We start from the raw sequence: 23,636 nt of genomic DNA on the forward strand, positions 1-23,636 counted from the left end.
TCCTGTCAACTTTGCCGTCAATTTGATAGCCGGCTTAATTGCCTACTGCCACCAGCCCAAGAAGCCCTCCCTGATCAACGATGCTGCCTTGCCTGCTTAACCCGAACTCACGTTAATTAACAAACTTAAAACAGTGCCATTGTCTCGATATTCTTTCATTTTCTCTTGAGCGACTTTCAAACTATCACTCGGTGAAAGTAACTCAACTACAAAATCAGGACAAATGGGGGGGAATTTCTCTCTCTGCTGCTGAGTTAGCGCATCCCATCGTTCCAGTTTCACCCAAGCAGCATCAGGAGAACGATCCGCACCATTGGGGAGTTTGAAACCTGTTGAGGAATCGAAAACTTTACCCCATCTGTTTTGCTCGTTCCAAATCCAAAGTTGAGCAGTTAGTCCGGCGTTGCGATTTCCTGTTTCTCCCCCGGCGGGTGACATGATGATTAATTCTCCCGTAGCAGCGCGCTCAAACCTTAGATTTTCATTTACTTGGCAAAGCTGAAAAAATTGCTCATCTGTCAGCTTAATAATCGGGTTGAGGTTGACGGTTAGGGCAGTCATACCGACATAGGGGTTTAGATTTGGGATGATTTAACTCATGTAGAGACGTGATTAATCGCGTCTCTACATGAGTTTCAGTTACCGACTATTCTATTCCTTCAATTCGGTCTTCGACCTCCTGATACAATTCGCGCAGCATCTCTAAGTTGCTTTCGCTGGTTTCCCAGTAACCGCGACCATTGACTTCGAGTAAGGTTGCGACAACTTTGCGGAAAGAGTGAGGATTGAGGTTCATTAGCCGCTTCCGCATCTCTTCATCTTGGATAAACGTGGTATTTGTATCCTCGTAAATCCAGTTATCGACAGCACCAGCAGTTGCAGACCAACCCATCGTATTTACCAGGCGCTTCGAGAGTTCGCGGACGCCTTCGTAACCGTGACTTAGCATCCCTTCGTACCACTTGGGATTTAGTAGTTTGGTACGGGCATCTAAGCGGACGGTTTCTGATAGCGTGCGGACTTGGGCGTTGGCAGTGGTAGTGTCAGCAATGTAGGATGCTGGGGTTTTGCCATCGCCGCGCAGAGTGGCGACAACCTTGGTGGGGTCGGAGTCAAAGTAGTGGGAAACATCCGTGAGGCTAATCTCGGAAGAGTCGAGATTTTGGAACGTTACTTCAGCTGTTTTCAGCGTTGCTTCAAAAATCTGACGCGACTGTTCCATTGTGCCTGGACTATCAGAAGTGAAGGCAAAGGATTTGCGGCTGAGATACATATCTTGTAACTCAGATTCGCTTTCCCAAGTGCTGTTTTCTACTGCCAGGTTGATATTAGAAGAATAAGAACCAGAAGCATTAGAGAAAACGCGAGTTGCCGCTTGACGCAGGTTGATGCCCATTTCCTCCGCCTGTAGTAAGGCGTGTTTACGGACAAAGTTCATCGATAGCGGTTCATCGGCTTCTGCTGCCATTTTCACGGCTTGGTCGAGTAGGTTCATCTGGTTGATGAACAAGTCGCGGAAGACACCAGAACAATTGATCACCACATCAACGCGGGGGCGTCCGAGTTCAGCCAGGGGAATCAGTTCCAGTTTATTGACTCGTCCCAAAGCATCGGGCACGGGTTTAACGCCCACCATCCACATGATTTGGGCGAGGGATTCACCGTAGGTTTTGATGTTGTCGGTTCCCCAGAGGACGCAGGCAATGGTTTCGGGATAGGCACCTGTTTCCGCCCGTTGCCGTTCTAGCAGTCGGTCTACAACGACTTTGGCGGATTTGACTGCGGCTGCGGTGGGGATAGATTGGGGGTCGAGGGCGTGGATGTTTTTGCCTGTAGGCAGGACATCTGGGTTGCGGATAGGATCGCCACCTGGCCCCGGAAGGATGTATTCGCCTTCTAAGCCTTTAAGTAAGGCACCCAGTTCGTTATCGGCACAAACTTGCTGGAGGCAGAATTCCAAATACTCAAATAGAGGCTTAATTGCTTCTGGGTCAACTTTCGCATAGCCTGCTTTATGCAGGGATTCGATCCAAGGTTCCTTCTTGCCCATGTTGAAAAAGTTGAGCTTGGAAACGAGGGAAACGCGACCATCGGCGTCAGTTTGCTCTTTGACGAGGGCGGAAACAGCGGCACGAGTGGCAAGGGTGATGTCTTGCAACAGCTGGACATCTTCTAAGATGCCTTTGTCGTTGTTCTTATAGATGTCGTCAATGTCGCGTCCGATGCTGTTGGCAATGATCCGGGGAAGACTGAGAATTTCTTCTTCGTTGCGGTCGAGAGAGGCGATATTGACCAGGGTGGCGATCGCTTCTTCTGCACTTGGCGGTTTCCCAACGACGTGCAAGCCACAAGGCAATAGCCGCGACTCAATTTCCATCAGTCGTCGGTACACCAAACCGACCAGGGTGTCCCGTTCCTCGCTGGTCATCTCCTTGGCGTCTTTCTCTGGCAGGGTGATATCTTTATCCAGATTCACCATGCGGGACTTATCTACGATCGTGTTAACAATCTGGATTCCGCGTCCCGTATCTTTTAGGGTTTGGTAAGAACCGATTAACTCGCTCAATTCCTGCAAACCCTTGTAGAGTCCAGCATTTTCTGCCGGAGGAGTTAAGTAGGAGATGGTTTCCGCGTAGCTGCGGCGCTTAGCAATGGTAGCTTCGCTGGGGTTATTTGCCGCGTAGTAGTAGAGATTGGGAGTATTCCCAATCAAGTTATCGGGGTAACATTCGTTAGACATCCCCATCTGCTTACCGGGCATGAATTCCAGCGAGCCATGCGTGCCGAAATGCAGCACGGCGTCGGCTTTCCAAATTCGCTCTAGATAGGTGTAATAAGCGGCAAAGCCGTGATGGGGACTAGCAGAACGGGAGAATAGCAACCGCATCGGATCGCCTTCGTAGCCGAAGGTTGGCTGGACGCCTATAAAGACGTTGCCGAAGTGTTTGCCGAAGATTAATAAATTCTGCCCGTCGCTATTGAGATGTCCGGGTGGTTTGCCCCAGTTTTCTTCTAGCCGCTGAGAGTAAGGCGTTAAGTCTTCATACTCTGGCACTGACATCCGATAGGCGATATTCAGTTCCGGAGTGCTGTACTGTGCTTGGGCATCGTGGATGACTTCTTGCATCAACGCCATCGCTGACTCTGGAAGTTCTGGGAGGTCGTAGCCGTTCTGCTTGAGGGCTTTCATCACCTCGTAGATGGAACCAAATACATCCAGATAAGCAGCTGTCCCGACGTTACCTTTGTCCGGTGGGAAGCTAAAGACGGTGATAGCAACTTTCTTTTGGAGTTTTGGCTTGCGGCGCAGGTTTGCCCATTTTAAGGCGCGTTGAGCGATCGCTTCTATGCGATCTTGGAGGGCGATCGCTTTCCCAGTTGCTCCATCCCTTCCAGAAAGGATAATTGGCTCAATTGCTCCATCCAGTTCGGGAATGGCAATCTGCAATGCCACTTGCACCGGATGCAGCCCTAAATCGCTATTTTCCCACTCTTCCGTTGTTTGGAATACCAGCGGCAGTGCCACCATGTAGGGGCGATTCAGGCGTTTGAGCGTGTCAATTGCTTTGGGATGATCTTGTCTAGCAGGACCACCGACCAGGGCAAATCCGGTCAGGGATACCACCGTATCCACGATTGTCTGGTTGCCTTGGAGGAAGAAAGCCTCAACTGGCTTAGAAAAATCTAAACCGGAAGCAAAGACGGGAATTACCCGTGCGCCCATTGCTTCGAGTTCCTGCACCATCGCCACATAATGGGCATCGTCGCCTGTGACGAGGTGAGTGCGTTGCAGCACTAAGCCCACACAGGGAGCCAGGGGATCTTTGAGATCGGCAGAAATATCGTTGCGGCTGTTGTACCAGTTGAAATATTCTTTGACATCCTCAAACATCTGGGGTGCCAAGGGGTGCCAGATCCCCATATCAACATAGGTGACGGGGTCTTTGTATTGGAAAGACGAGCCACGGCGCGTCTCTACACCCTTGAGAACGTATCTATCCGCCAGCATCAGCAGAAAGTTCTCTAGGTTTTCTGAGGAACCGCCTAGCCAATATTGGAAGCTGAGCATGAAGTTCCGAGCATCCTGCGCTTTGTCCATTGGCAGGTATTTCAGAACTTTGGGCAAAGTTTGCAGCAGCTTCAGCATCCCATCCTGGAAGCCGCTACCGGATTTTTCTTTGCGCTTCCGCATGAATTGGGCGATCGCACTCTTGGATTGCCCCAGTTGCGCCATCGAGAAGCTGCCCATTTTGTTCAGGCGCATCACTTGCGGCATCGATGGAAAGACAACAGCGACATCAAGCGCGTCGCGGTGGGGTTCTACTGCCGCAACAACTTTATCGGCTAAGTCTTCAATAAAAATCAGGGAAGCGATAAAGATATTGGCACCCGCAACGTCTCGCTTAAAACCCTCGTAGTTTTCAGGGTCGCGCAGTTCTTCAAGCAGATAGCCGCTAATTTCGATGGCTAAGCCGGGATGGTTCTCGTTAATTGAGCGAACCGCTCCTGAGAGGGCACTCTGGTACTGCGGCTCTAGCACGACATAGACCACCTTGAGTAGCGATCGCCCCCGCAGGTTGTCCGGGGCAATGTGGCGAATGGTGGACTTGACGTGAGTGAACATTCGCGTAGGCTCCAAATGATAACGTGTTCTCTTATTTTGGAAGGCAGAATTAAAGATACAGAAGTCTGAGGCGATCGCTCATCTTTCTGAATTCTGGGTTCTGATGATTGATTGGCTTATGAAGTGTTTTTACCAAAAAATGCTTACCCAGTGAGGGGTTTGGGCATTATCTGACACAATTCGATAAAAACTTCGCAACAATTTTTTATATTTATTGACAAATTTGAAAGTGATTACTCATTGTTTTGCAAATAAGTATTAAGTTTTAGGGAAATGGGAATGCCAATATCGGACATCTTGATTCTTTCAAATGGCCCTGGGGAGTTAGCCACCTGGGTTCGTCCTGTCGTGAAGGCTTTACGGGAACAACTCGAAGATGACCGTTCAGCAGTGCGGATCTCGGTCGTTCTGTCTCCTTGTCCCAACGCGAGTGGTAAAGAAGCGGAAATTGCCCAGTCGTACCCGGAAGTTGACCGCGTCCAGGGGGCAGAGAAGTTTTGGGAGTTCTTGCTGTGGGGAAAGACGGCGGAAAACTGGGATTGGCGCGATCGCGGTGTGGTTCTGTTTCTCGGTGGAGATCAAGTTTTTCCCGTCGTCATTGGCAGACGCTTGGGTTATCGCACAGTTATTTATGCAGAGTGGGACGCCCGTTGGCACAGTTTGATTGACCGATTTGGCGTCATGAAACCGGAACTCGTCGCCCGCATTCCCAAGAAATATGCCTACAAGTTCACGGTTGTCGGGGATTTAATGACAGAAGCGGGAGAGTTAAACACTAAAAATGAAAAATTAGAAATTTCAGAGGCAATCTATTCTGGTGAAACGATTGGGTTATTGCCTGGGTCGAAACCAGCAAAACTTGCTCAAGGAGTACCTTTGTGTTTAGCGATCGCAGAATGCATCTATGCTAACCGTCCCCAAACCCGCTTTGTGATCCCCGTCGCTCCGACTTTGGATCTAAAAACTTTAGCTCGATTTGCCGATCCCAAGCAAAATCCAGTAATTGACTTAGTGAAAGGCGCAACAGCCGAACTCATGACTCCCGATGCGCCAGAACTTCCGTATTTAAAAACAGCAGCCGGAGCGCGAGTCGAACTGTGGACGCGATCGCCAGCTTATGACTTACTATCCCAATGTTCTCTGTGTTTTACGACCGTGGGAGCCAATACTGCTGAACTTGCTGCCCTAGCCGTCCCGATGATTGTATTATTACCGACTCAACAACTGGATGCGATGCGAAGCTGGGATGGGCTGCCTGGATTACTAGCAAATTTGCCAGTCTTCGGTTCTAGTTTTGCCAAAGCAATCAACTGGATCATCATGCAACAAGTCATGCGAAAAGGGCATTTATATGCTTGGCCTAATATTTGGGCAAAAACGCAGGTAGTTCCAGAATTAGTCGGTAAACTACAAGCGACAGAGGTTGCAGAATTGGCTTTGGACTATTTAAATCATCCTGAAAAATTGCAGGAAATGCGCGATCGCCTCCGCAGTATTCGAGGTGAAGTGGGTGCTGCCCAAAAACTGGCAAAGTTAGTCTACGAGGAGTTAGAAATACAAAATGCTTGATTTTTAAGCGCTACGACGCCCCAGTTCGTAGATCCCGCAACCGACACAAGCAAGCATTCCCATACTGATTGCCCAGCTGCGCCCTAAGCCAAGTTCTACCCCATAATTGCAAATCGCGCCAATTAAGAAAAAAGGCACAATGCTGAAAATAGAAGCATAAAAGGCATTTTGAGCTTCTCTACCCTTGCGGGTTCTTTCAAACTCTTCCTGTGAAGTGTAGAGCGATCGCTCAGCGAAGTTAAACCAGCGATTAATTTGCTCCATCACCCATTCGCTGACCGGAGAGCAACCGAGATATAAAGCCAGCGACCATAGACCTGCACCCGCGATCGCGGTCGCATTCAGCTCGAATCTAAACGGTAGAATTTCAATCAGCATGGGTTTTACAACACTATAGTAGTTACTCTTCAGGGATTTTAACAAAAGTCAAGAATCCGTGAATATAGGTTGTTCCTCACTGCCGGAAAAAGTTTTGAAGTGCCGACAATTTCCACCCAGAGACAGACCCCAGCTAAAGGCTTGACTGTCAAACTTGACACGGCAGCAATCTAAAGTAACATCTTTCGGTTAATTGGCTGCGTAGATAAGCACCACAGTTCTCGGTTATCGATCTTAATTCGGGCAAACGAAGAGTAAAGCAATGCAGCAAGGGTCCGTACCACAAAACCTTCAAAACCGCTTTCTCCATCCAAGACGATTTCTATTTTTATTAGGGCTGCCTTTAGCCTGGTTAATGCCAGCAGTAGAATTACAGCCAAAATCAGTTGAGGCATTGGAAGTTAGAGCAAGTTCGGCATTAACTGGCAATAGTTGGCAAGGGGCATCTTTCCCAGTTGAAAATTTTCAAGGCTATACTTCTGCATTTGGCTACCGTCGCTCTCCTTCTGGTTCTGGGGGTTTGGAATTCCATCGGGGCTTAGACATTGCTGCACCTGAAGGAAGTTACATTCGTAACTGGTGGGCAGGGAAAGTCGTGAAAGTCTCACAAGATAGACTTTGCGGCACCTCAATTACTGTGGAGTCCGGTGCGTGGCGTCACGTCTACTGTCACATGAAAGGGAGCGTGGAAACCGCCAATGGCGGTCGTTATTTCATCGATCGCAGCGGGGGTCTTGTAGTTTGGGAAGGGCAACAAGTGCCAGCAGGTGCCCGGATTGGTCGGGTAGGGATGACTGGGCGCACTACTGGCCCTCATCTCCACTGGGGATTAAAGTATGGCGATAACTATGTAGATCCGGCTCAGGTTCTTAAAGCAATGTATGCTCAACAACCCGGTAATGTTCGGCAAGTTGGGCAACGTTTGCTTCAACCGTCTAGAAGTCAGACATCATGGTGGAAACGTCAGGGGCAACGAACGATTGATTATTGATCGACTTGACAACATTTTCTTAGGCTCAATCCTTCTTACCTAAGACAAAAGCAATTCAAGGACTGGGTGCAATACATCAGTAGGGACATGGCAATGCCATGTCCCTACTTGTTAGAAACCGCAATATACTGCACTCAACTGAGAAACGTTATACAGGAACGCCCCGAAGATTGGCAGGCTCAAATCTTAGCAATAAAAGAACCCGTTTTTTTCAGGAAAACGAGTTCTTTTATAGAAGTGTTCTGTTTAAAGAACAAGCACTTTTAATTAAGGTAATTAAGGAAGTGCTACCTCTTTCTTAGGCACTTGGGCGCGTTCAGTTACAATTTGACGAAAGCGATCGCCCTCAATCGTTTCTTGGTCTAACAAAAGATCCACCAGATAGTCTACTAAGACTCGGTTTTCCAAAATCAGCCGACAAGCTTCCTTATAACAATGCTCAACAATTGTTCTGACTTGAGTATCAATGCGAGTCGCTATTTCTTCAGAATACTCGCTACGGCTCCCCCAATCGCGCCCTAAGAATACTTCCCCATTCGGAGTTTCCAACGACAGCGGCCCCAAATCGGACATTCCAAAGCGCGTGACCATCTGCCGCGCCAGCGATGTCACTTTCTCTAAGTCATTCCAAGCACCCGTTGTCACTTCATCGTCGCCAAAAATGACTTCTTCCGCTGCACGTCCGCCCAAAATTCCGGTAATTCGAGCTAGCAGCTGCGATCGCGAAAACAAACCCTGCTCTTCACCCGGAGTATACCAGGTTAGTCCTCGTGCTTGACCGCGTGGTACAAGGGTGACTTTCTGTACCGCGTCGTGACCGGGTAACAGGGTGCCGATCACGGCATGACCGATTTCGTGATAGGCAATTAATCGCTTGTTCTTGCTATCCACCAGCGGTGTGCCTTCCATCCCCGCTACCACCCGGTCAACGGCGTCGTTGATTTCTAGCTCTGTAACCGCATCTTTCCGCCGTCTGGCGGTCAAGATGGCAGCTTCGTTGAGTAGGTTCGCTAAGTCAGCACCTGTAAAGCCTGGAGTCCGACGAGCAATGTTTTCCAGCGAGACTTCGGGGGCGATTTTCTTATTCCGCGCATGAACTTCCAGAACCGCAAGGCGTCCTTTGAGATCCGGTGCATCCACCATCACTTGTCGGTCAAAACGTCCCGGACGCAACAGCGCCGAATCCAGAACATCGGGACGGTTGGTCGCGGCAATGATAATAATTCCGGTATTGCCTTCAAACCCGTCCATTTCTGTCAAGAGCTGGTTGAGGGTTTGTTCCCGTTCGTCGTTCCCACCGCCGATGCCTGCGCCTCTTTGCCGTCCGACGGCGTCGATTTCATCGATGAAGATTAAGCAGGGAGCGTTTTCTTTGGCTTTTTTGAATAAGTCGCGGACGCGGGATGCACCGACGCCGACGAACATCTCCACAAATTCCGAGCCGGAGATGCTGAAGAAGGGAACCCCAGCTTCCCCTGCGATCGCTTTGGCGAGTAATGTTTTCCCGGTTCCGGGAGGGCCAATTAACAGGACGCCTTTGGGAATTTTCGCACCTACGGCGGTGAATTTCTCTGGAAGTTTGAGGAAGGTGACGACTTCTTCGAGTTCTTCTTTGGCTTCTTCGATCCCGGCGACGTCGTCAAATTTGACGCCGGTTTTGGCTTCCATCTGAAATCTGGCTCTTGATTTCCCGAAGTTCATGGCTTGGCCAGAGGCATTACTAGAACGACGGAAAATAAACATTAATACTCCCAGTAAGAAGAAGAGTAATAGTAAGTTTGCCGCTACTCCCACCGCTGCGGTGTTATCGGTCGAAGGTTGTACATCAAGTTCGACATTTTTGTCGCGGAGTTGTTCGATCAATTCTGGGTTTTGCTCTAGAAGCATTACCTCTTGCGGCGGATCGGTTGGCTTTTGCCCCGTTAATCTAACCTTAGCCATCCGGGTGGCTGGGTCAATTTCCACTTTGGTGACTTGGTTTGCCTCAAGTTTCTGCAATAAATCGCCATAGGTGAGGGTGTTCTGCTCTGCCTTGGCGAGGGCAGGAGGACTCAGCAGCATCCCCTGGAAAATCATCAAACTGGCGGCGATCTGCCAGAAGCGTCGTGGCGCTGGTTTAACGGAATCTTTAGACCTTTTTGCCGGTCGATCCCCTATCCATGCTTCGATCCCAGAATTATTGTTCATAACTATTGCCCTTTCCCTGCTGCTTTGACTCAACCCCTAGGTTGCTGGATTTCCAGAGGAATCTGCCTAAATCAGGAGTTGAGCAGACCTTTCCATCTTCTAGTTTAACTGTCTCGATTCCAGCCTTGCCGAGAATCGGTTTGCTGGTTTTGGCTGCTTTGTTGACGAAGTTGGGTGGAACTTGTTATCTTAAACGTATTCATAACGAGTACGCTTTAATATTATCGTAAATTTATCTACCGATGTCTCGGTGACAGGTGATTGCCTAAAATTAACTATTTTTGCGGTTACTAAAGCTTGTTTTCATCTTCATGGAGGATTGATATGGTCAAAATTGTGGGAATTGGCGGGAGTTTACGGGCTGAATCTCAAAGTCAGCTGGCTCTAAATTTGGCAGCTTTGCGAATGCGATCGCTTGGTGCTGAGGTAGAAGTTCTTGATTTGCGGCAAATGAATCTGCCTTTTTGTAACGGGGAAAAGGAATTTCCAGACTTTCCAGATGTTGCAAAGATGCGGAAAGCCGTCGCTGAGGCAGATGGCCTAATTTTGGCAACCCCTGAATATCATGGTAGTGTCAGTGGTGTGCTGAAAAATGCCTTAGATTTAATGAGCTTTGACCAGCTAAGCGATAAAGTTGCAGGTTTAATTAGTGTCTTGGGAGGTCAGTCAAATAGTAACGCTCTCAACGATCTGCGGGTAATTATGCGCTGGGTTCATGCTTGGGTAATTCCGGAACAAATTGCCATTGGACAAGCTTGGAAAGCGTTTGATGCCAATGGGAACTTGCTGGATGATAAACTTTCTGAGCGCTTTGATGAATTTGCTAAAAGTTTAGTAGAAAATACCCAAAAACTGAGAAAGGCTGCCTAGTTTTCGGCTTCAATTGGGAAGTTTTAACGCAAAGGTACGCCAAGGAAATCACAAAGGTACGCAGAGATGATTTTTCTTTGCGTATCTTTGCTTTATTCCTTTGTGGTTCTAGGCGTTAAAAAACACCCAATTATTTAATGATGGTGGTGCTCGTGGTCGTGGTGATGACCGTGGTCATGGTGATGATGACCGTGATCGTGGTGGTCGTGGGTATGAGCCGCTTGCATCGCCGCCATCTGAGGATTAACGGAAAGAGCTTGTTCTGAAAATAAAGCTTCAATCTGAGGATGCGCCCATTCTGCTGCCATCTTTAAAAATTCTGGATGGTCGTTGACGCACTCCATTTGCACGTAAGTCACTTCAGGATGCCGACGCCGTAAGCTATGCAGGATGTGGTCTACATCTAGCAGAGTTTCGTGATTCTCAGTAGCAAAGCCGATTGGCATGAAAACGACGGAGGTAGCACCCAGCAGAATTAGATTTTCAGCAGCTTGGGTGGCATTAGGTTGAGTCCATTCAATCAGAGGCGTGTCATGGTTGAGCCAACCTACTGAAATCAGCGGATATTTATTAATCAGCTTCTCTCTAACTCTCTCGTAGAGTGCCTCACTTTCAGTGATGCCAGAGGTAAATCCTTTAGCTTTGTGAGGGCAACCGTGGTTCATCAACACGATGGCAGTTTGGGAGGGTAGGTGCGCGACTGCTAAATCGCGGGCAATTTTCTCCTCTACTAGACGCGCTAACAATTCGATGTAGGCGGGTTCGTTGTAGAAGGAGGGAATATAACGCTGTCCCTTAATCCAATGTTCGCTACCGTCAGAGAGTTTGGAAAGGGCGTTATTTACTTGCTCGACCGCAATCCCGCTGGTAAAGATAGAATCTACTACTAAGAGCGGGTAGATCAGCAGTTTGTCAAAACCCTGCTCTTTGATTTCAGCAAGAACCTGTTCGGGAAGGAAGGGAGCGCAGAAGTTAAAGGCTTTGAAAACTTTAACGCGATCGCCCCATTTTTCTTGTAGATTTTTTTCTATCCCCGCTCGTTGCTGTTCAAAAATTGCATTGTGGGGGGAAATAAAATGATCGTGCTGGTGGTTCCACTCGTGCAGGTCAAAGATTGCCAAAAGCTTTGCGAGTGGTGGATAAATCCAGGTGGGTACCGGCGCAAACTTAGCGGTGAGTAGATTTAAAGCTTGTTCGTTATAGTTGGCAAAGTCGTCGTAGCTTTCTACTTCGCCATAGCCCATCAGCAATACGGCTACGCGGTCGTTACCAGTGGCTGAATCGTTATTTTGTTGAAGTTTTTCTGGGGTGGCTACCAAGTCGCGTTCCTCAACTTGAATGGTGTCTACATCAGAGTGGAAACTGGGGCGATCGCGTTGTCGTACAGATTCAATCCCCTCAAAGCACCACTCCTTTTTTAGGTTAACATCCCCTATGGGGGGATTAAGGTAAAAAATTTAGTAGTTAGATAATATTGCAGCGAGTTTTGATGCGCAATTCATCCATCCAATGATTGATACAAGTCAGGAGCGAGCGATCGGGGGAAGAGCTGCATCTAGTGGCATACGCTAACGCGATCGCGTCCTTGCGCCTTCGCTTTGTAAAGTGCCGCATCCGCCGCATGAATGACTGCCTCTCCCGTATTGCCGTGAATCGGGAAGCAAGCAACTCCCAGCGGGATTGAAATCGTACCCAGTTGCTGACGCCGATATTGTACCTTTTGTTTTTGTAAAGTTTCATACAGCGATAAATTGGCTAGCGCTAGGGCAAGATTTTCTGCGACTGTCACTGGTTATACCCCAGCGCACATTAAATTCCGGATCTACCCATTCAATCGCTTGATAGCCGCTGAACTGCTGAAAATTAAGTGTTGCATCTGCTTCCCAATTTTGCTGAGATGGCTTCCCCGCATTTTCCCAGCGCTTTGCCATGCGAACCAGTGCTAAAAATCGCTCTTCCATTTCCCCAGTGAGTTCGATTTTTATACTCTCGGCTTCCAGTCAATTTTCTGCTGAATGCGATCGCTCTCCAGTGCTTCTAGTCCTTGCCAGAGACACAGTGCCGCAATCGAAACCCCGATGCCAACAAGGAAGGGCAGCCGTCACGACGCCACCGCATATCCTCTGTAAGCGAACAGCCATAAGGGAATACACTTAGCGCGCTAGATTTCGCTGAAGCGCTGTTATCTTCTTCTGTCTCATTTGCTAAGTGTTTCCTGAATCCAACTGAACGATGTTGGGATTGTGTTCAGGAATTTTACCACTGCCACGTACAGCCACCATATTTTTTCACTTCTTGTCACCTATAAGTGAAACATAATAGCGACAGGCAGTTTATGTCTTCAGCTAAAGAGCGTAAGTCCAGATTTACTAATCGTTGAAATCATAGATTCTGCTGGGAACCCGCTAACAACTAGCTACACCCTGAATTGAAACTTTTAAAAGTCTTTCTAAGATTTTTTATATCTGAAGATCGATGTTTTGTCTGTAAGATATTTTCATAATTCAAATGATGCTCGTCATCATTTGCCCCTAACCTTTAGAAATGATGAGCGTCATTATTTGTCCAGGTATCCACGATCCAGCGCTAACGCAGAGTTTTCTGGAAGAATTACAGCCAAAAAAGAGAGAGAACCTGTTGATTTTTCCGGTTCAAGAATTCGCCGCTTACTCAGCAGCGGATATTTACAATTATTTGTGCGTAAATCTTAGTCCGCCTAGCTCCCAAGCATCACCCGTAATCTTTATTAGCTTCAGTGCGGGTGTTGTGGGGGCAATTGGAGCGGCTTGGCTGTGGCAGCTATCAGGAGGAACGGTTAAAGCTTTGATTGCGCTAGATGGCTGGGGTATGCCTTTGTCTGGTAACTTTCCCATCCATCGACTCAGTCACGATTACTTTACACACTGGAGTTCAGCGGTACTGGGAAGTGGCGAAGAGAGTTTCTATGCCGATCCGCCAGTAGAGCATTTAGAATTATGGCGATCGCCTCAAACTGCACAAGGTTGGTGGGTAAGTTCAGTAAAGGGAAAAGCGGAAACGCGAACCTACACCACAGCCGCTGAGTTTTTAGCCAGTCTGTTGCAGCGTTACGAGAATGGATAATATCGAATCTGGTTGATGACCCAAAAATACGAAAAAACCCCACCCTGCCATCGCCTGCGGCTAAAGTGGCTTTTGAGCAGGTAAGCCGACAGTGCGCGGAAATTCCCTCGGCGTGGGTGCCACTTTGCGGAGATAAAGACAGTGGCGATCGCTATGACTACAAGGAGTCGTAAACCCTTCTATCGACTCAATGACACCACCCAATTGCACAAGCGCTGGTTGTAGAGCATTGGTTTCTTCTTCTGTCCACTGTCCTCGATAGAGGATGGCTAAGCCACCGGGTTTTAGTAACGGGAGGGCATATTCTGCACAGACAGATGCTGTGGCGACGGCTCTCACCAGTGCCAAGTCGTAAGAAGCTCGATGCTGGGGATGTTGACCAATTTCTTCGGCTCTACCAGTCAAAGTAGCAGCATTTTGAATCCCCATCTGGTCGATCAGAGTTTCTAAAAACGCGATTTTTTTGCGCGTGGCATCCAGTAAAGTGACGGTGCAATGGCTGAGGGCGATCGCAATGGGAATCCCCGGAAATCCTCCTCCAGTCCCAATATCGATAGCGCGTTCGACGGAGGGAAGGGACAAGCGATCGCTTGTCCCTTCCGAATGGGAGGATAGCAGGGGTGCAATTCCTCGCAGAGAATCCCACAGATGTTTTTCCCAAAACTCTGTCGGTTCGGTGATGCGAGTTAAATTTAGCTGGCGGTTTCCTGCCAAAATTAGCTTGTAAAGGCGCTGAAATTGTTGCCTCTGTTCGGCTTCCGGCTGCCAGCCTAATGTTTGCTGCCAGATATCTGCCATTTCCGGCAATATTAGCGTCTCAATCTCACCCATGACCGCCAACCTTCAACTTTTTAAATTTGTGAATTACCCTTCGGGAAAGGGTTCGCCCTACAACCGTCCAAACCCATTTAAGCTGCTGGTTGCGGCTCAATCACTTTGGCTTCCAATGACGCTGGTTCCACCGATTGCAATTCTCCGTGGTTAATTGTCCAGCATCGATCGGCGATCGCTAACAAATCACCCGCATCGTGCGTGACGACCAACAGCGTCCAATGGGTTTTGAGTTTTGCTAATAAACTCACTAGCTGACGCCGCATTGACCAATCTAGGCCAGCGGTGGGTTCATCCAACAACAACAAATGAGGTTGGCGAATTAACTGCACTGCTAGAGCAAGGCGTCGCTGTTGACCTCCACTCAAGGAATGCGGTGAGGTATGCAACGGCAGATGTGCCAGATTTACTTCTTGCAGAGCTTCCGTGACTTTTTCCGATCCCAACTCTGGATGCCCCATCCGCAGTTCTTCTAAAATTGTCCCGCCACAAAAATGCCGCTCTGGAAATTGAAACACTAATCCTCCCAACTGTTGCAGATGTTCGGGAGTCAGTTCTTGGTCTCGCCAATAGAGGGCACCATCCGTTTTTTCCGCCAGACCTGCGAGAATTTCTAAAAATGTGCTTTTGCCAGAGCCACTTGGGCCAATGACAAGACCCAGATTGTTCGGTGCCAGTTCTAAATTAAGGGCTTTTAGAATCGCAGTAGGGGCAGCCGGGGGGTGATAAGTCAGGTTTTTGAGATAGAGCATTAATTACCCGAATAGAAAATAGAAAGCGAACTCGTCAAGGCATCCAGTTGGGAACAAAAAAGCCTTCTTTAATTTTGACTTAAATTATTCGGCACAAGAAAAACTGAACGAAACCTGTTTTTGAGCAAAACAAATTTTATCCGCGATTCCGGATCTCTTTATTTCTACTTTTATCCTTGGCATTTAAAAAAAATTAACTAAATTTTTCCGGAACCTGGAATTTAGTAAAGGCGTCAAACGCATTTAACTCTCTTTATCTAGAAGTGACTAATTATACACTTGTTGTTTCTAAATGTTGAGCCGAAGGGCGATGGTAACAGAATATTTTCTGGCGTTACTAGATAGCATTTAACATTGGAGACAGCATTCACTCAAGCGTAAGGTTTTGTGAGGATGACGATAATGGATCGATTTTCGGTTCCGAAGCAGATTGTTTCTGCGATCGCAAATACACCCGCGATTTGCTCTAAGCCTTTGATCGCGCCAGCGTCTGCACGTTTTGCTCTGCTCGCATCGCTGATGGCAGTCAGCGTTTGGTCTAGCCCTAGTCTAGCGGATGACCCTTTTCGCTCTAGCAATCCTCGGAATATCGGAGACAGTACAGAAGCTGCTTTCAAGGCAATCTTTGAAAAGGGAAACTATCTAGAAGCAAAGCGTTACCTACAGCAAGCGGAAACGCAGGAACCCAACGAACCCCTAGCATACGCAATGAAGGCGTCTCTCACCTACTCCTCTATTGACTGGAAAGGGGAAAGTGCGGAGAGCAAGCAACAAAAACAAGCTTTGTTAGATGAGTTTAAATTATACGCGGACAAGACGCTGCAAACGGCTGAGCAGCTTACAGCAAGCGATCCCTTGCGGGGAAATCTCTACACCGCAGTAGGTCATTTTTTACAAGGCGCTCATACGATTGCGATCGCGAATCGAGATGCAATCAAAAGTGGCCCGCAAGCTTTGAGTAAATTGCAGCAGGTATTTGAATACCTCGATAAAGCTGAAAAAGTAGCACCTGATGACGCAGAACTCAACTTGCTCAAGGGGTATATGGATTTGATGATTGCGGTGAATTTGCCCTTTTCTAACCCCAATCAAGCGATTGAACGCTTAGAAAAAGCAAGTCCATCTTATTTGGCATATCGAGGAATTGCCGTCGGCTATCGGGACTTGAAGAAGTACGATAAGGCGTGGGAATTTGCGGAAAAGGCAAGTCAAATCACGCCAAATAACCCAGAATTGTTCTATCTCAAGGGGCAGATCCTGGTTGAGCAAGGGAAGAAGAAAAACAATAACCAAGATTTGTTCAAGCGGGCGGTGGAGAATTTTGACAAAGCGATCGCAAAAGAAGCCCAACTCCCGGCGAACGTCGTTAAACAGCTGAAGCGAGAACGCGATAAAGCACAACGCCGGATTACGGGAGGATGAAGCCTAAAAGGATGAAGTATAAACGATAGGATGAAAGAAAGGATGAAATGAGTTTGCGGTTCCAAAACAGGTTCCAAAACAATGGATTGAAGCCGATTTCTTGAATTTCATCCTTTACACTTTATACTTCACGGTTGATATGCAGGTAGTGTTCCGCGAGTTTAACCCTTTCGATCTGTGGATCTGGCTGGAGTTCAGCATGGTTCCCTCGGAGATGGAAAAGCAGTATGTCGAGGAGGTGTTTAACTCCTGGTTCTTCTTGGGAAAATTGGGAGGATTTAATGCAGAAAATCTCCAAGTCCAGGATACGGGTTTAGATATCAGCTACATGGATTACGATTCTGAGGCAGCGGATAACACAATGGTCTCGCTCATGCATAATATGGGCGAGTTTGAGTATGAAGGGGGATGGGCACGGTGCTGGCTCGATCTAGGAACCAGTGATGCGATCGCGCTTGATGTCTTGATTAACTCCCTCAACCAGCTGAACAACGAATACGTAAGAATTGAACGTTTGTACATTGGCGGCGAAAATGAAGACTGGCCTGTTGAGGGTAGCGAAAGTCGGGCTGCCTTTAGTTACAACGAAAATTGACAAAAACGATGCACAAATCAGGTGAAATTCGGGTGCTTGCCTTGGGGCTGATTCGGAACGACGAGCGCATTTTTATTTCCGAAGGCTATGACCCCGTTAAGCAAAATACATTTTATCGCGCCTTAGGGGGCGGCGTTGACTTTGGAGAAACCAGCCTCGAAGCACTGCAACGAGAATTTCAAGAAGAAATCCAGGCTGAATTAACGAATATTCGATATCTTGGCTGTATCGAAAATTTGTTTACTTTCAACGGTAAGCCTGGTCACGAAATCATTCAACTGTATCAATGTGATTTTGTCGATCCCAAGCTTTATCAGATTGAACGAACAATTTTTGCTGAAGGCGATCGCCAAAAAGCGGCACTTTGGGTAGAAATTAATCGTTTTACATCTGGCGAGTTGCGATTAGTCCCAGGAGAATTTTTGCATTACTTGTAATCTTGTAGGGACATGGCAATGCCATGTCCCTAGACCTAAAAAAACTACATCCCTCGCGGATTAAGATTTATCGGAACATACTGCTGACAGAACTATCTTCGTGAACCCGCCAAATAGTTTCGCCCAGCACATTGGCGACCGAAAGAACCGTCAGTTGTTTAAATCTATCTGCTTCGGGGACTGGGATGGTGTTGGTGACAATCACCTCTTCAAATATCCCGCTTGAGAGCCGCTCAATTGCAGGTGGAGAGAAAACTGCATGGGTAGCACAGGCATATACCTGCCTAGCGCCTTCTTTGCGTAACAACCTAGCGCCCTCGGAAATGGTACCGCCGGTGTCAATCATGTCGTCTACTAAGACGGCTGTTTTGCCTTCGACATCGCCAATCAGATTCATCACTTCTGCTACGTTATGCGCTTGCCGACGCTTATCAATAATCGCCAACGGGGCATCGTTTAGCTTTTTTGCAAACGCTCTGGCTCTAGCCACACCACCTACATCCGGTGAAACAACAACCAAGTCAGATAGTTGCTTGTTTGCCAGGTAATTGATGAGGGCGGGTGAGCCGTAGACGTGATCGAAGGGAATATCAAAGTATCCCTGAATCTGGGCTGAGTGCAAATCCATCGCCAAAATCCGGCTGGCTCCAGCCTCTGTAATCAGGTTCGCAACCAGCTTGGCGGTAATGGATTCGCGTCCCGCTGTTTTGCGGTCGGCTCTCGCATAGCCATAATAAGGAATGACTGCGGTAATTTGTCGAGCCGAGGCGCGGCGACAGGCGTCAACCATGATCAGCAATTCCATCAAGTGATCGTTCACCGGATGGCAAGTGGGTTGAATTAAGTAGACGTCACACCCTCGAATCGATTCTTGAATTTGAATGTAAAGCTCTCCATCAGCAAACCGCTTGCGAACCATTGGTCCCAAGTCCATGCCTAGATAGCGAGCAACTTCCTGAGAGAGGGGTATATTAGCAGAGCCGGAAAACAGTCGCAGACGATTGTTATCTGCTATTTGTGGCAGCGTAGGCTGAAGCGATATAGTGGGAGAACGGAGCACAGCAGACCCTCAAGAGCTACTTCGATCGCAATCTTATCATTGTCGCCGAAAAGACTTATCAAATTTATTTGTTAAGAAGGGATGAATATCTGAATCACTGGTTACAGAATATCTAAAAAATTGCTCTATAGACAAGAATTAGAAAGTTTTGGTCTTAAGTTTGAGAACCGAACTCTTCAATGCAGGTTTCTTCAGGTATGAGCATCTCAGTAGAATGCCTTAGTTTTTGGAATCTTAAGTAAAGTGTTAAGATAACGTCTCCGTATTTCTCCTGATAAAACATAAACTTTAGATCGCATAGGCAATTCAAATGTACAGATTTCTAGACAAATGCTTTGATAATAAATAATTTTTTAACAAATAGAAAGCAAAGTAAAAATACATTAAGGGAACGCGATCGCCGATTAGCCGCATCGGAAAGTCCGACTGATGGCTGGGGGGAGCGACTCACTTTCCAACAAGCTCCAACAAGCCAAGATTAGAAGCTGATGGAACGGTGAGCGACAGCTTTTGCCAAAATAGATCCAAGAAGGTAAGGTAGCATAGCTTTGTCATAATTGCATCTTGAAAAGCCCTTCTTCCCTAGCCCTTATTTATGCAACCCCCGATTGTCATTGGAACGATTCTACAAAACCGCTACCGCTTGATCGGTATTCTCGGTCAGGGAGGGTTCGGACGAACGTATCTAGCAGAGGACCAGGGGCGCTTTAGCGAACGATGTGCCTTAAAGGAATTAATTCCTGCTCAAGAATCAGCTTATGCGCTGGAGAAAGCAAGGGAACTGTTTCAGCGAGAGGCGACGACTCTTTACCAAATCCAGCACCCGCAGATTCCCCAGTTTCGGGCTACTTTTGAGCAAGATCAGCGGTTGTTCCTAGTGCAGGACTATGTGGAGGGGAAGACTTATCGGATGCTGCTTGATGAGCGTCGGAGTCAAGGCAACACTTTCTCTGAGGCAGAAGTGGTGCAATTTCTGCGGCAGTTGTTGCCCGTCTTAGCGCACATCCATGTTAAAGGGATTATTCATCGGGATATTGCGCCGGACAATATTATTTTACGGGAGAGCGATCGCTTACCTGTGCTGATCGATTTCGGCGTGGTTAAGGAGCTGGCAACTCGGTTTCAGCTACCAGATGTTACCAGACCAATCGCGACAACGGTCGGGAAACCCGGTTATGCCCCCAGCGAACAAATACAGGCAGGGCAAGCTTACCCTAGCAGCGACCTCTACGCTTTAGCAGCGACGGCTGCGGTAATGCTCACAGGCAAGGAGCCAGCAGAATTGCTGGATGCGACTCAGCTAACGTGGCAATGGCGCAGGTGGGCGAACGTCAGCGATGGGTTCGCTCAAGTATTGAATCGGATGTTAAGTTATCGACCGGGCGATCGCTACCAATCAGCTGGAGAAGTTGTACAAGCACTCCAATCTCTGACGAATACAACCGCCGCTCTTCAACCGCCACCCGCAACTTTTCAACCGCCACCATCGATCCAACCGCCACCCGCAACTTTTCAACCGCCACCCGCAACTTTTCAACCTCCACCCGCTAACCCGCAACCGCCAGCTCCCAGCCCTCAACCGCCCCGTCCGACTACTTCCCAAGTACAAACAGTAGCGGTAGGACGCCGACCCGATCCGGTGACGCCTAACCAAAATACTCCTGGCAACCCGGTCAATCCGAATGCCGCCCGTCCAACTCGACCCGATCCAGTGATTCCCGAACCGCGCCGCTCGACTTGGGAAGATCCTTGGGCTGTCTTCGCAGTTGTAATCAGTCTTGCTTTATTAGCTGGACTGGGTTCTTGGGCGTTAGTCAGCTTTGTGATTAATCGGCAGCCTCAACCAGATCCAACGCCGATAGTTTCTGACACCCCAACACCAACGCCCACACCAACGCCAACGCCCACACCAACGCCAACGCCCACACCCAGCTTAGAACCAGTAGCGTACAGTCAGCGCCTAAACTTAGTACCCGGTCAAACGCTGAATAAACAAGGAAATCTCAAAGGAAACGAAACTCTGAACTACATCATTCGTGGAGAACAAGATCAACAATTAAATTCCTTGCTGAATGACGAAGGCGTGTTAATGACGGTGTTGGGACCCGATCAAAACCCAATTAGTAACAATGCTAGGCGAGTCCGAAGTTGGACAGGAACGCTTCCCTTTACCGGCAATTACACCATTCAGCTAAGTCCGATCAAGGGGTTGCCTCAGAGCGACTATAACTTACAGATTAGCCTTGCGAACCCAGTCCCAACGCCAACGCCGACACCCACACCCACTCCGACACCTACTCCTACTCCCACTCCTCCCGCCGGTCAATTTGATACTCAATCGATTACCTTCCCTCCCGGCGAACCGGCTGTGCAGGTTTCGGCTCGAACCAGTCCGCAGCGGATTAAGCGTTACTTGGTAAATGTGCAACAAGGGCAGGTACTGAAGGCGGACATTCAACCAGGTGGGGCAACTTTAGATATTCGGTATCCCGATGGCGCTCTCGTGGAAGATGCCTCTGGCGTTTTGTCTTGGCAGGCTCAGGTGCCTCGCGCTGGAAATTATCAAATTGATGTAATTGCGCCAGAGGATACACCCTTTACGCTAGATATTAGTGTTCGGTAATGGGTAATCGATGGTGGGTAAACCTTAGAAGATGGATTTCCAACTTTACAAGCTTCCAACTTCTACTGACAACTGACGAGTGACAACTGACGAGTGACAACTACTTTGAACGCGCTACTAATTACTGGAACCGATACGGACGCTGGGAAAACAGTTTTGACTGCGGCTTTGGCAGCTTATTGGCAGATGTATTGTCCTGCCAAAAGCTTAGGGATGATGAAGCCAATTCAGTCGGGAACTGGGGATAGAGAACTTTACAATCAGTTATTTTCTCTCAATCAATCTTTAGAGGAAATTAATCCGTTGTACTTCCAGGCACCGTTAGCGCCTCCCATCGCCGCTGAACGGGAAGGAAGGAGTGTTGACTTAGGAAAAGCTTGGCAAGCGTTTGAAAATCTGCGGCGTCAGCGAGATTTTGTGCTGATAGAAGCATTGGGAGGATTGGGTTCGCCGGTTACGCACGAACTCACGGTAGCGGATTTGGCTAGGGATTGGGGGTTGCCAACGGTATTAGTGGTGCCGGTAAGATTAGGAGCGATCGCCCAAGCGGTTGCGAATGTTGCCCTCTCTCGTCAGTCGGGCGTCCACCTCAAAGGCATCGTCCTGAATTGCGTTCAACCTCGTACCGAACAAGAAATCGCCGATTGGTGCCCAAGCGATTTGATTGAGTCTTTAACCAATACCCCAGTTTTTGGGATTCTGCCCAATCTGAGCGACCTCAGCGATCTCGGTAAACTCGCTCAAGTTGCGTCAGATTTAGATATAGAGCGATTGATGCCACTTTAACCAAAATTCAAAGATAACCAAGGGTAGGGAGTCAAGTTCTGGCGATACACCGCCCTACCCGATTAATTCCTTCACGTCATCATAAATTTTTGGAGTCTGAATAAGATGTTTGCTACTTCTTTAAGCCCTCTTTCTGTTGATTCATCTCGGATTCGACCGGAAATTCAAGCATTGCAGCCGATGCTGGTGGAGTTGCGGCGGCGGCTGCATCAGCGCCCTGAATTAGGCTTTCGAGAGCATTTAACTGCCGAGTTAGTTTCCCAAAAACTGCAAGAATGGGGAATTGAACATGAAACTGGCATTGCAAATACTGGAATTGTTGCCACAATTACTGGTAATAAACCCGGTAAAGTGTTGGCAATTCGGGCCGATATGGATGCCCTGCCGATTCAAGAAGAGAATGATGTGCCTTATCGGTCGCAGCATGATGGAGTGATGCACGCTTGCGGTCATGATGGACATACAGCGATCGCTCTCTCGACGGCTTACTATCTCTCTGAGCATCGCGATGACTTTGCTGGCACTGTAAAAATTATCTTCCAACCCGCTGAGGAAGGGCCAGGAGGTGCCAAGCCGATGATTGAAGCCGGTGTCTTACAAAATCCCCAGGTGGATGGGATTATCGGGCTGCATTTATGGAATAATCTGCCTCTCGGCACTGTGGGAGTCCGTACAGGTGCTTTGATGGCAGCAACAGAAGGTTTTCGCTGCACGATTCAAGGCAAAGGCGGACACGGGGCGATTCCTCATCAAACAGTTGATTCAATTTTAGTCAGCGCTCATATTGTTACTGCCTTGCAGACAATTGTGGCTCGAAATGTCTCGCCCCTAGAGTCCGCCGTCGTTACCGTCGGGGAACTTCATGCAGGCAAAGCGCTTAACGTAATTGCTGATACGGCTTTCTTGACGGGTACTGTGAGATATTTCAATCCGGTTCTAGGAGAACTTATTCCGCAACGGATTGAGCAGATTATTGCGGGTATTTGTCAAAGCCACGGTGCCACTTATCAACTGGACTACAAGCGGCTTTATCCTCCGGTGATTAATGATGCCAAGATGGCGGAACTCGTGCGTTCTGTGGCGGAAGGGGTGGTAGAAACTCCGATTGGAATTGTGCCAGAATGCCAAACAATGGGCGGCGAAGATATGTCTTTCTTTTTGCAAGCGGTGCCCGGTTGCTATTTCTTCTTGGGTTCGGCGAATGTAGAAAAAGAGTTAGCGTATCCGCACCATCATCCGCGATTTAATTTTGATGAAACAGCACTGGAGATGGGTGTTGAGATATTTGTCAGGTGTGTTGAGAAATTTTGCAGAGTGGAGGATTGAAGGCTTGTCAGGGTGAAGGTTTAAAGGATCGTTTGAGTCTGTAATTGCTAACCTGCTAACCTGAAACTCGCTGGCAATCTTTC

Annotated in this window: 20 protein-coding genes and 2 pseudogenes; 11 read left to right on the plus strand and 11 right to left on the minus strand. The window is 48.1% G+C overall.

The window, feature by feature from the left end; all coding sequences use genetic code 11:
• A pseudogene (locus tag NDI33_RS25675) lies at positions 1-100 on the plus strand (IS982 family transposase); the annotation flags it as partial.
• Positions 101-111: 11 nt separating this feature from the next.
• Here NDI33_RS25675 and NDI33_RS25680 read toward each other — a convergent pair.
• Positions 112-561 (minus strand): annotated as a pseudogene (locus NDI33_RS25680) (Uma2 family endonuclease); the annotation flags it as partial.
• An 85-nt stretch (positions 562-646) separates the two neighbouring features.
• Positions 647-4,624, minus strand: coding sequence for a magnesium chelatase subunit H (locus NDI33_RS25685; protein WP_190675235.1), 3,978 nt, complete (start codon positions 4,622-4,624; stop codon positions 647-649).
• A 279-nt stretch (positions 4,625-4,903) separates the two neighbouring features.
• On the opposite strand from NDI33_RS25685, the gene NDI33_RS25690 reads away from it, so the two are divergent.
• On the plus strand, positions 4,904-6,193 hold the full coding sequence (locus NDI33_RS25690) for a lipid-A-disaccharide synthase (RefSeq protein WP_190675237.1): 1,290 nt from the start codon (positions 4,904-4,906) through the stop codon (positions 6,191-6,193).
• A 3-nt stretch (positions 6,194-6,196) separates the two neighbouring features.
• Here NDI33_RS25690 and NDI33_RS25695 read toward each other — a convergent pair whose 3' ends face one another.
• Positions 6,197-6,571: a hypothetical protein gene (locus NDI33_RS25695; RefSeq protein ID WP_190675239.1), complete on the minus strand. Its 375-nt coding sequence runs from the start codon at positions 6,569-6,571 to the stop codon at positions 6,197-6,199.
• 355 nt (positions 6,572-6,926) lie between these two features.
• Between NDI33_RS25695 and NDI33_RS25700 the strand changes: the two genes are divergently transcribed.
• The gene (locus NDI33_RS25700) at positions 6,927-7,562 is read left to right on the plus strand and encodes a M23 family metallopeptidase (protein ID WP_347275884.1); all 636 of its coding nucleotides are present in this window, start codon (positions 6,927-6,929) and stop codon (positions 7,560-7,562) included.
• Between the two features lie 276 nt (positions 7,563-7,838).
• On the opposite strand, the gene ftsH is transcribed toward NDI33_RS25700, so the two are convergent.
• Entirely contained in the window at positions 7,839-9,749 is a 1,911-nt protein-coding gene (ftsH, locus tag NDI33_RS25705) for an ATP-dependent zinc metalloprotease FtsH (protein ID WP_190675246.1), read from the minus strand.
• Between the two features lie 324 nt (positions 9,750-10,073).
• On the opposite strand from ftsH, the gene NDI33_RS25710 reads away from it, so the two are divergent.
• Positions 10,074-10,619: an NADPH-dependent FMN reductase gene (locus tag NDI33_RS25710; RefSeq protein WP_190410883.1), complete on the plus strand. Its 546-nt coding sequence runs from the start codon at positions 10,074-10,076 to the stop codon at positions 10,617-10,619.
• Between the two features lie 134 nt (positions 10,620-10,753).
• Here NDI33_RS25710 and NDI33_RS25715 read toward each other — a convergent pair whose 3' ends face one another.
• From NDI33_RS25715 to NDI33_RS25730, 4 genes are all read right to left on the minus strand, one after another.
• Entirely contained in the window at positions 10,754-11,938 is a 1,185-nt protein-coding gene (locus NDI33_RS25715) for a ferrochelatase (protein ID WP_190675248.1), read from the minus strand.
• A 236-nt stretch (positions 11,939-12,174) separates the two neighbouring features.
• A complete protein-coding gene (locus NDI33_RS25720; protein WP_190675250.1) occupies positions 12,175-12,408 on the minus strand; it encodes a diguanylate cyclase in 234 nt (77 codons plus the stop codon).
• Complete coding sequence (locus NDI33_RS25725) at positions 12,356-12,580, minus strand: hypothetical protein (protein WP_190675252.1); 225 nt, start codon at positions 12,578-12,580, stop codon at positions 12,356-12,358. The genes NDI33_RS25720 and NDI33_RS25725 overlap by 53 nt, the downstream gene beginning before the upstream one ends.
• A 39-nt stretch (positions 12,581-12,619) precedes the next feature.
• A complete protein-coding gene (locus NDI33_RS25730) occupies positions 12,620-12,760 on the minus strand; it encodes a hypothetical protein (protein WP_190675253.1) in 141 nt (46 codons plus the stop codon).
• 406 nt (positions 12,761-13,166) lie between these two features.
• Between NDI33_RS25730 and NDI33_RS25735 the strand changes: the two genes are divergently transcribed.
• On the plus strand, positions 13,167-13,721 hold the full coding sequence (locus tag NDI33_RS25735; protein ID WP_190675272.1) for a hypothetical protein: 555 nt from the start codon (positions 13,167-13,169) through the stop codon (positions 13,719-13,721).
• 60 nt (positions 13,722-13,781) lie between these two features.
• Here NDI33_RS25735 and rsmG read toward each other — a convergent pair whose 3' ends face one another.
• Positions 13,782-14,552: a 16S rRNA (guanine(527)-N(7))-methyltransferase RsmG gene (gene rsmG, locus NDI33_RS25740; protein WP_199302402.1), complete on the minus strand. Its 771-nt coding sequence runs from the start codon at positions 14,550-14,552 to the stop codon at positions 13,782-13,784.
• A gap of 77 nt (positions 14,553-14,629) precedes the next feature.
• A complete protein-coding gene (locus tag NDI33_RS25745; RefSeq protein WP_190415984.1) occupies positions 14,630-15,304 on the minus strand; it encodes an ABC transporter ATP-binding protein in 675 nt (224 codons plus the stop codon).
• 519 nt (positions 15,305-15,823) lie between these two features.
• On the opposite strand from NDI33_RS25745, the gene NDI33_RS25750 reads away from it, so the two are divergent.
• The 3 genes from NDI33_RS25750 (at position 15,824) to NDI33_RS25760 (ending at position 17,758) form a co-directional block, all read left to right on the plus strand.
• Entirely contained in the window at positions 15,824-16,726 is a 903-nt protein-coding gene (locus NDI33_RS25750) for a Sll0314/Alr1548 family TPR repeat-containing protein (protein WP_190675276.1), read from the plus strand.
• A 139-nt stretch (positions 16,727-16,865) separates the two neighbouring features.
• Positions 16,866-17,321, plus strand: coding sequence for a DUF3531 family protein (locus NDI33_RS25755; protein ID WP_190675278.1), 456 nt, complete (start codon positions 16,866-16,868; stop codon positions 17,319-17,321).
• An 8-nt stretch (positions 17,322-17,329) separates the two neighbouring features.
• On the plus strand, positions 17,330-17,758 hold the full coding sequence (locus NDI33_RS25760) for an NUDIX hydrolase (protein ID WP_190415986.1): 429 nt from the start codon (positions 17,330-17,332) through the stop codon (positions 17,756-17,758).
• Positions 17,759-17,825: 67 nt separating this feature from the next.
• Here NDI33_RS25760 and NDI33_RS25765 read toward each other — a convergent pair whose 3' ends face one another.
• Complete coding sequence (locus NDI33_RS25765; protein ID WP_190415987.1) at positions 17,826-18,818, minus strand: ribose-phosphate pyrophosphokinase; 993 nt, start codon at positions 18,816-18,818, stop codon at positions 17,826-17,828.
• A 595-nt stretch (positions 18,819-19,413) separates the two neighbouring features.
• On the opposite strand from NDI33_RS25765, the gene NDI33_RS25770 reads away from it, so the two are divergent.
• The 3 genes from NDI33_RS25770 (at position 19,414) to NDI33_RS25780 (ending at position 23,553) form a co-directional block, all read left to right on the plus strand.
• Positions 19,414-21,441 (plus strand): serine/threonine-protein kinase, encoded by a 2,028-nt coding sequence (locus tag NDI33_RS25770; protein WP_190675254.1) that lies wholly within the window; start codon positions 19,414-19,416, stop codon positions 21,439-21,441.
• Between the two features lie 105 nt (positions 21,442-21,546).
• Complete coding sequence (gene bioD / locus NDI33_RS25775; RefSeq protein WP_190675280.1) at positions 21,547-22,227, plus strand: dethiobiotin synthase; 681 nt, start codon at positions 21,547-21,549, stop codon at positions 22,225-22,227.
• A gap of 105 nt (positions 22,228-22,332) precedes the next feature.
• On the plus strand, positions 22,333-23,553 hold the full coding sequence (locus NDI33_RS25780) for a M20 family metallopeptidase (RefSeq protein WP_190675255.1): 1,221 nt from the start codon (positions 22,333-22,335) through the stop codon (positions 23,551-23,553).
• Positions 23,554-23,636 lie beyond the last annotated feature (83 nt).

Origin of the sequence: Trichocoleus sp. DQ-A1 (assembly GCF_039961955.1) — a bacterium.
Classification (GTDB): Bacteria; Cyanobacteriota; Cyanobacteriia; order Cyanobacteriales; family FACHB-T130; genus FACHB-T130.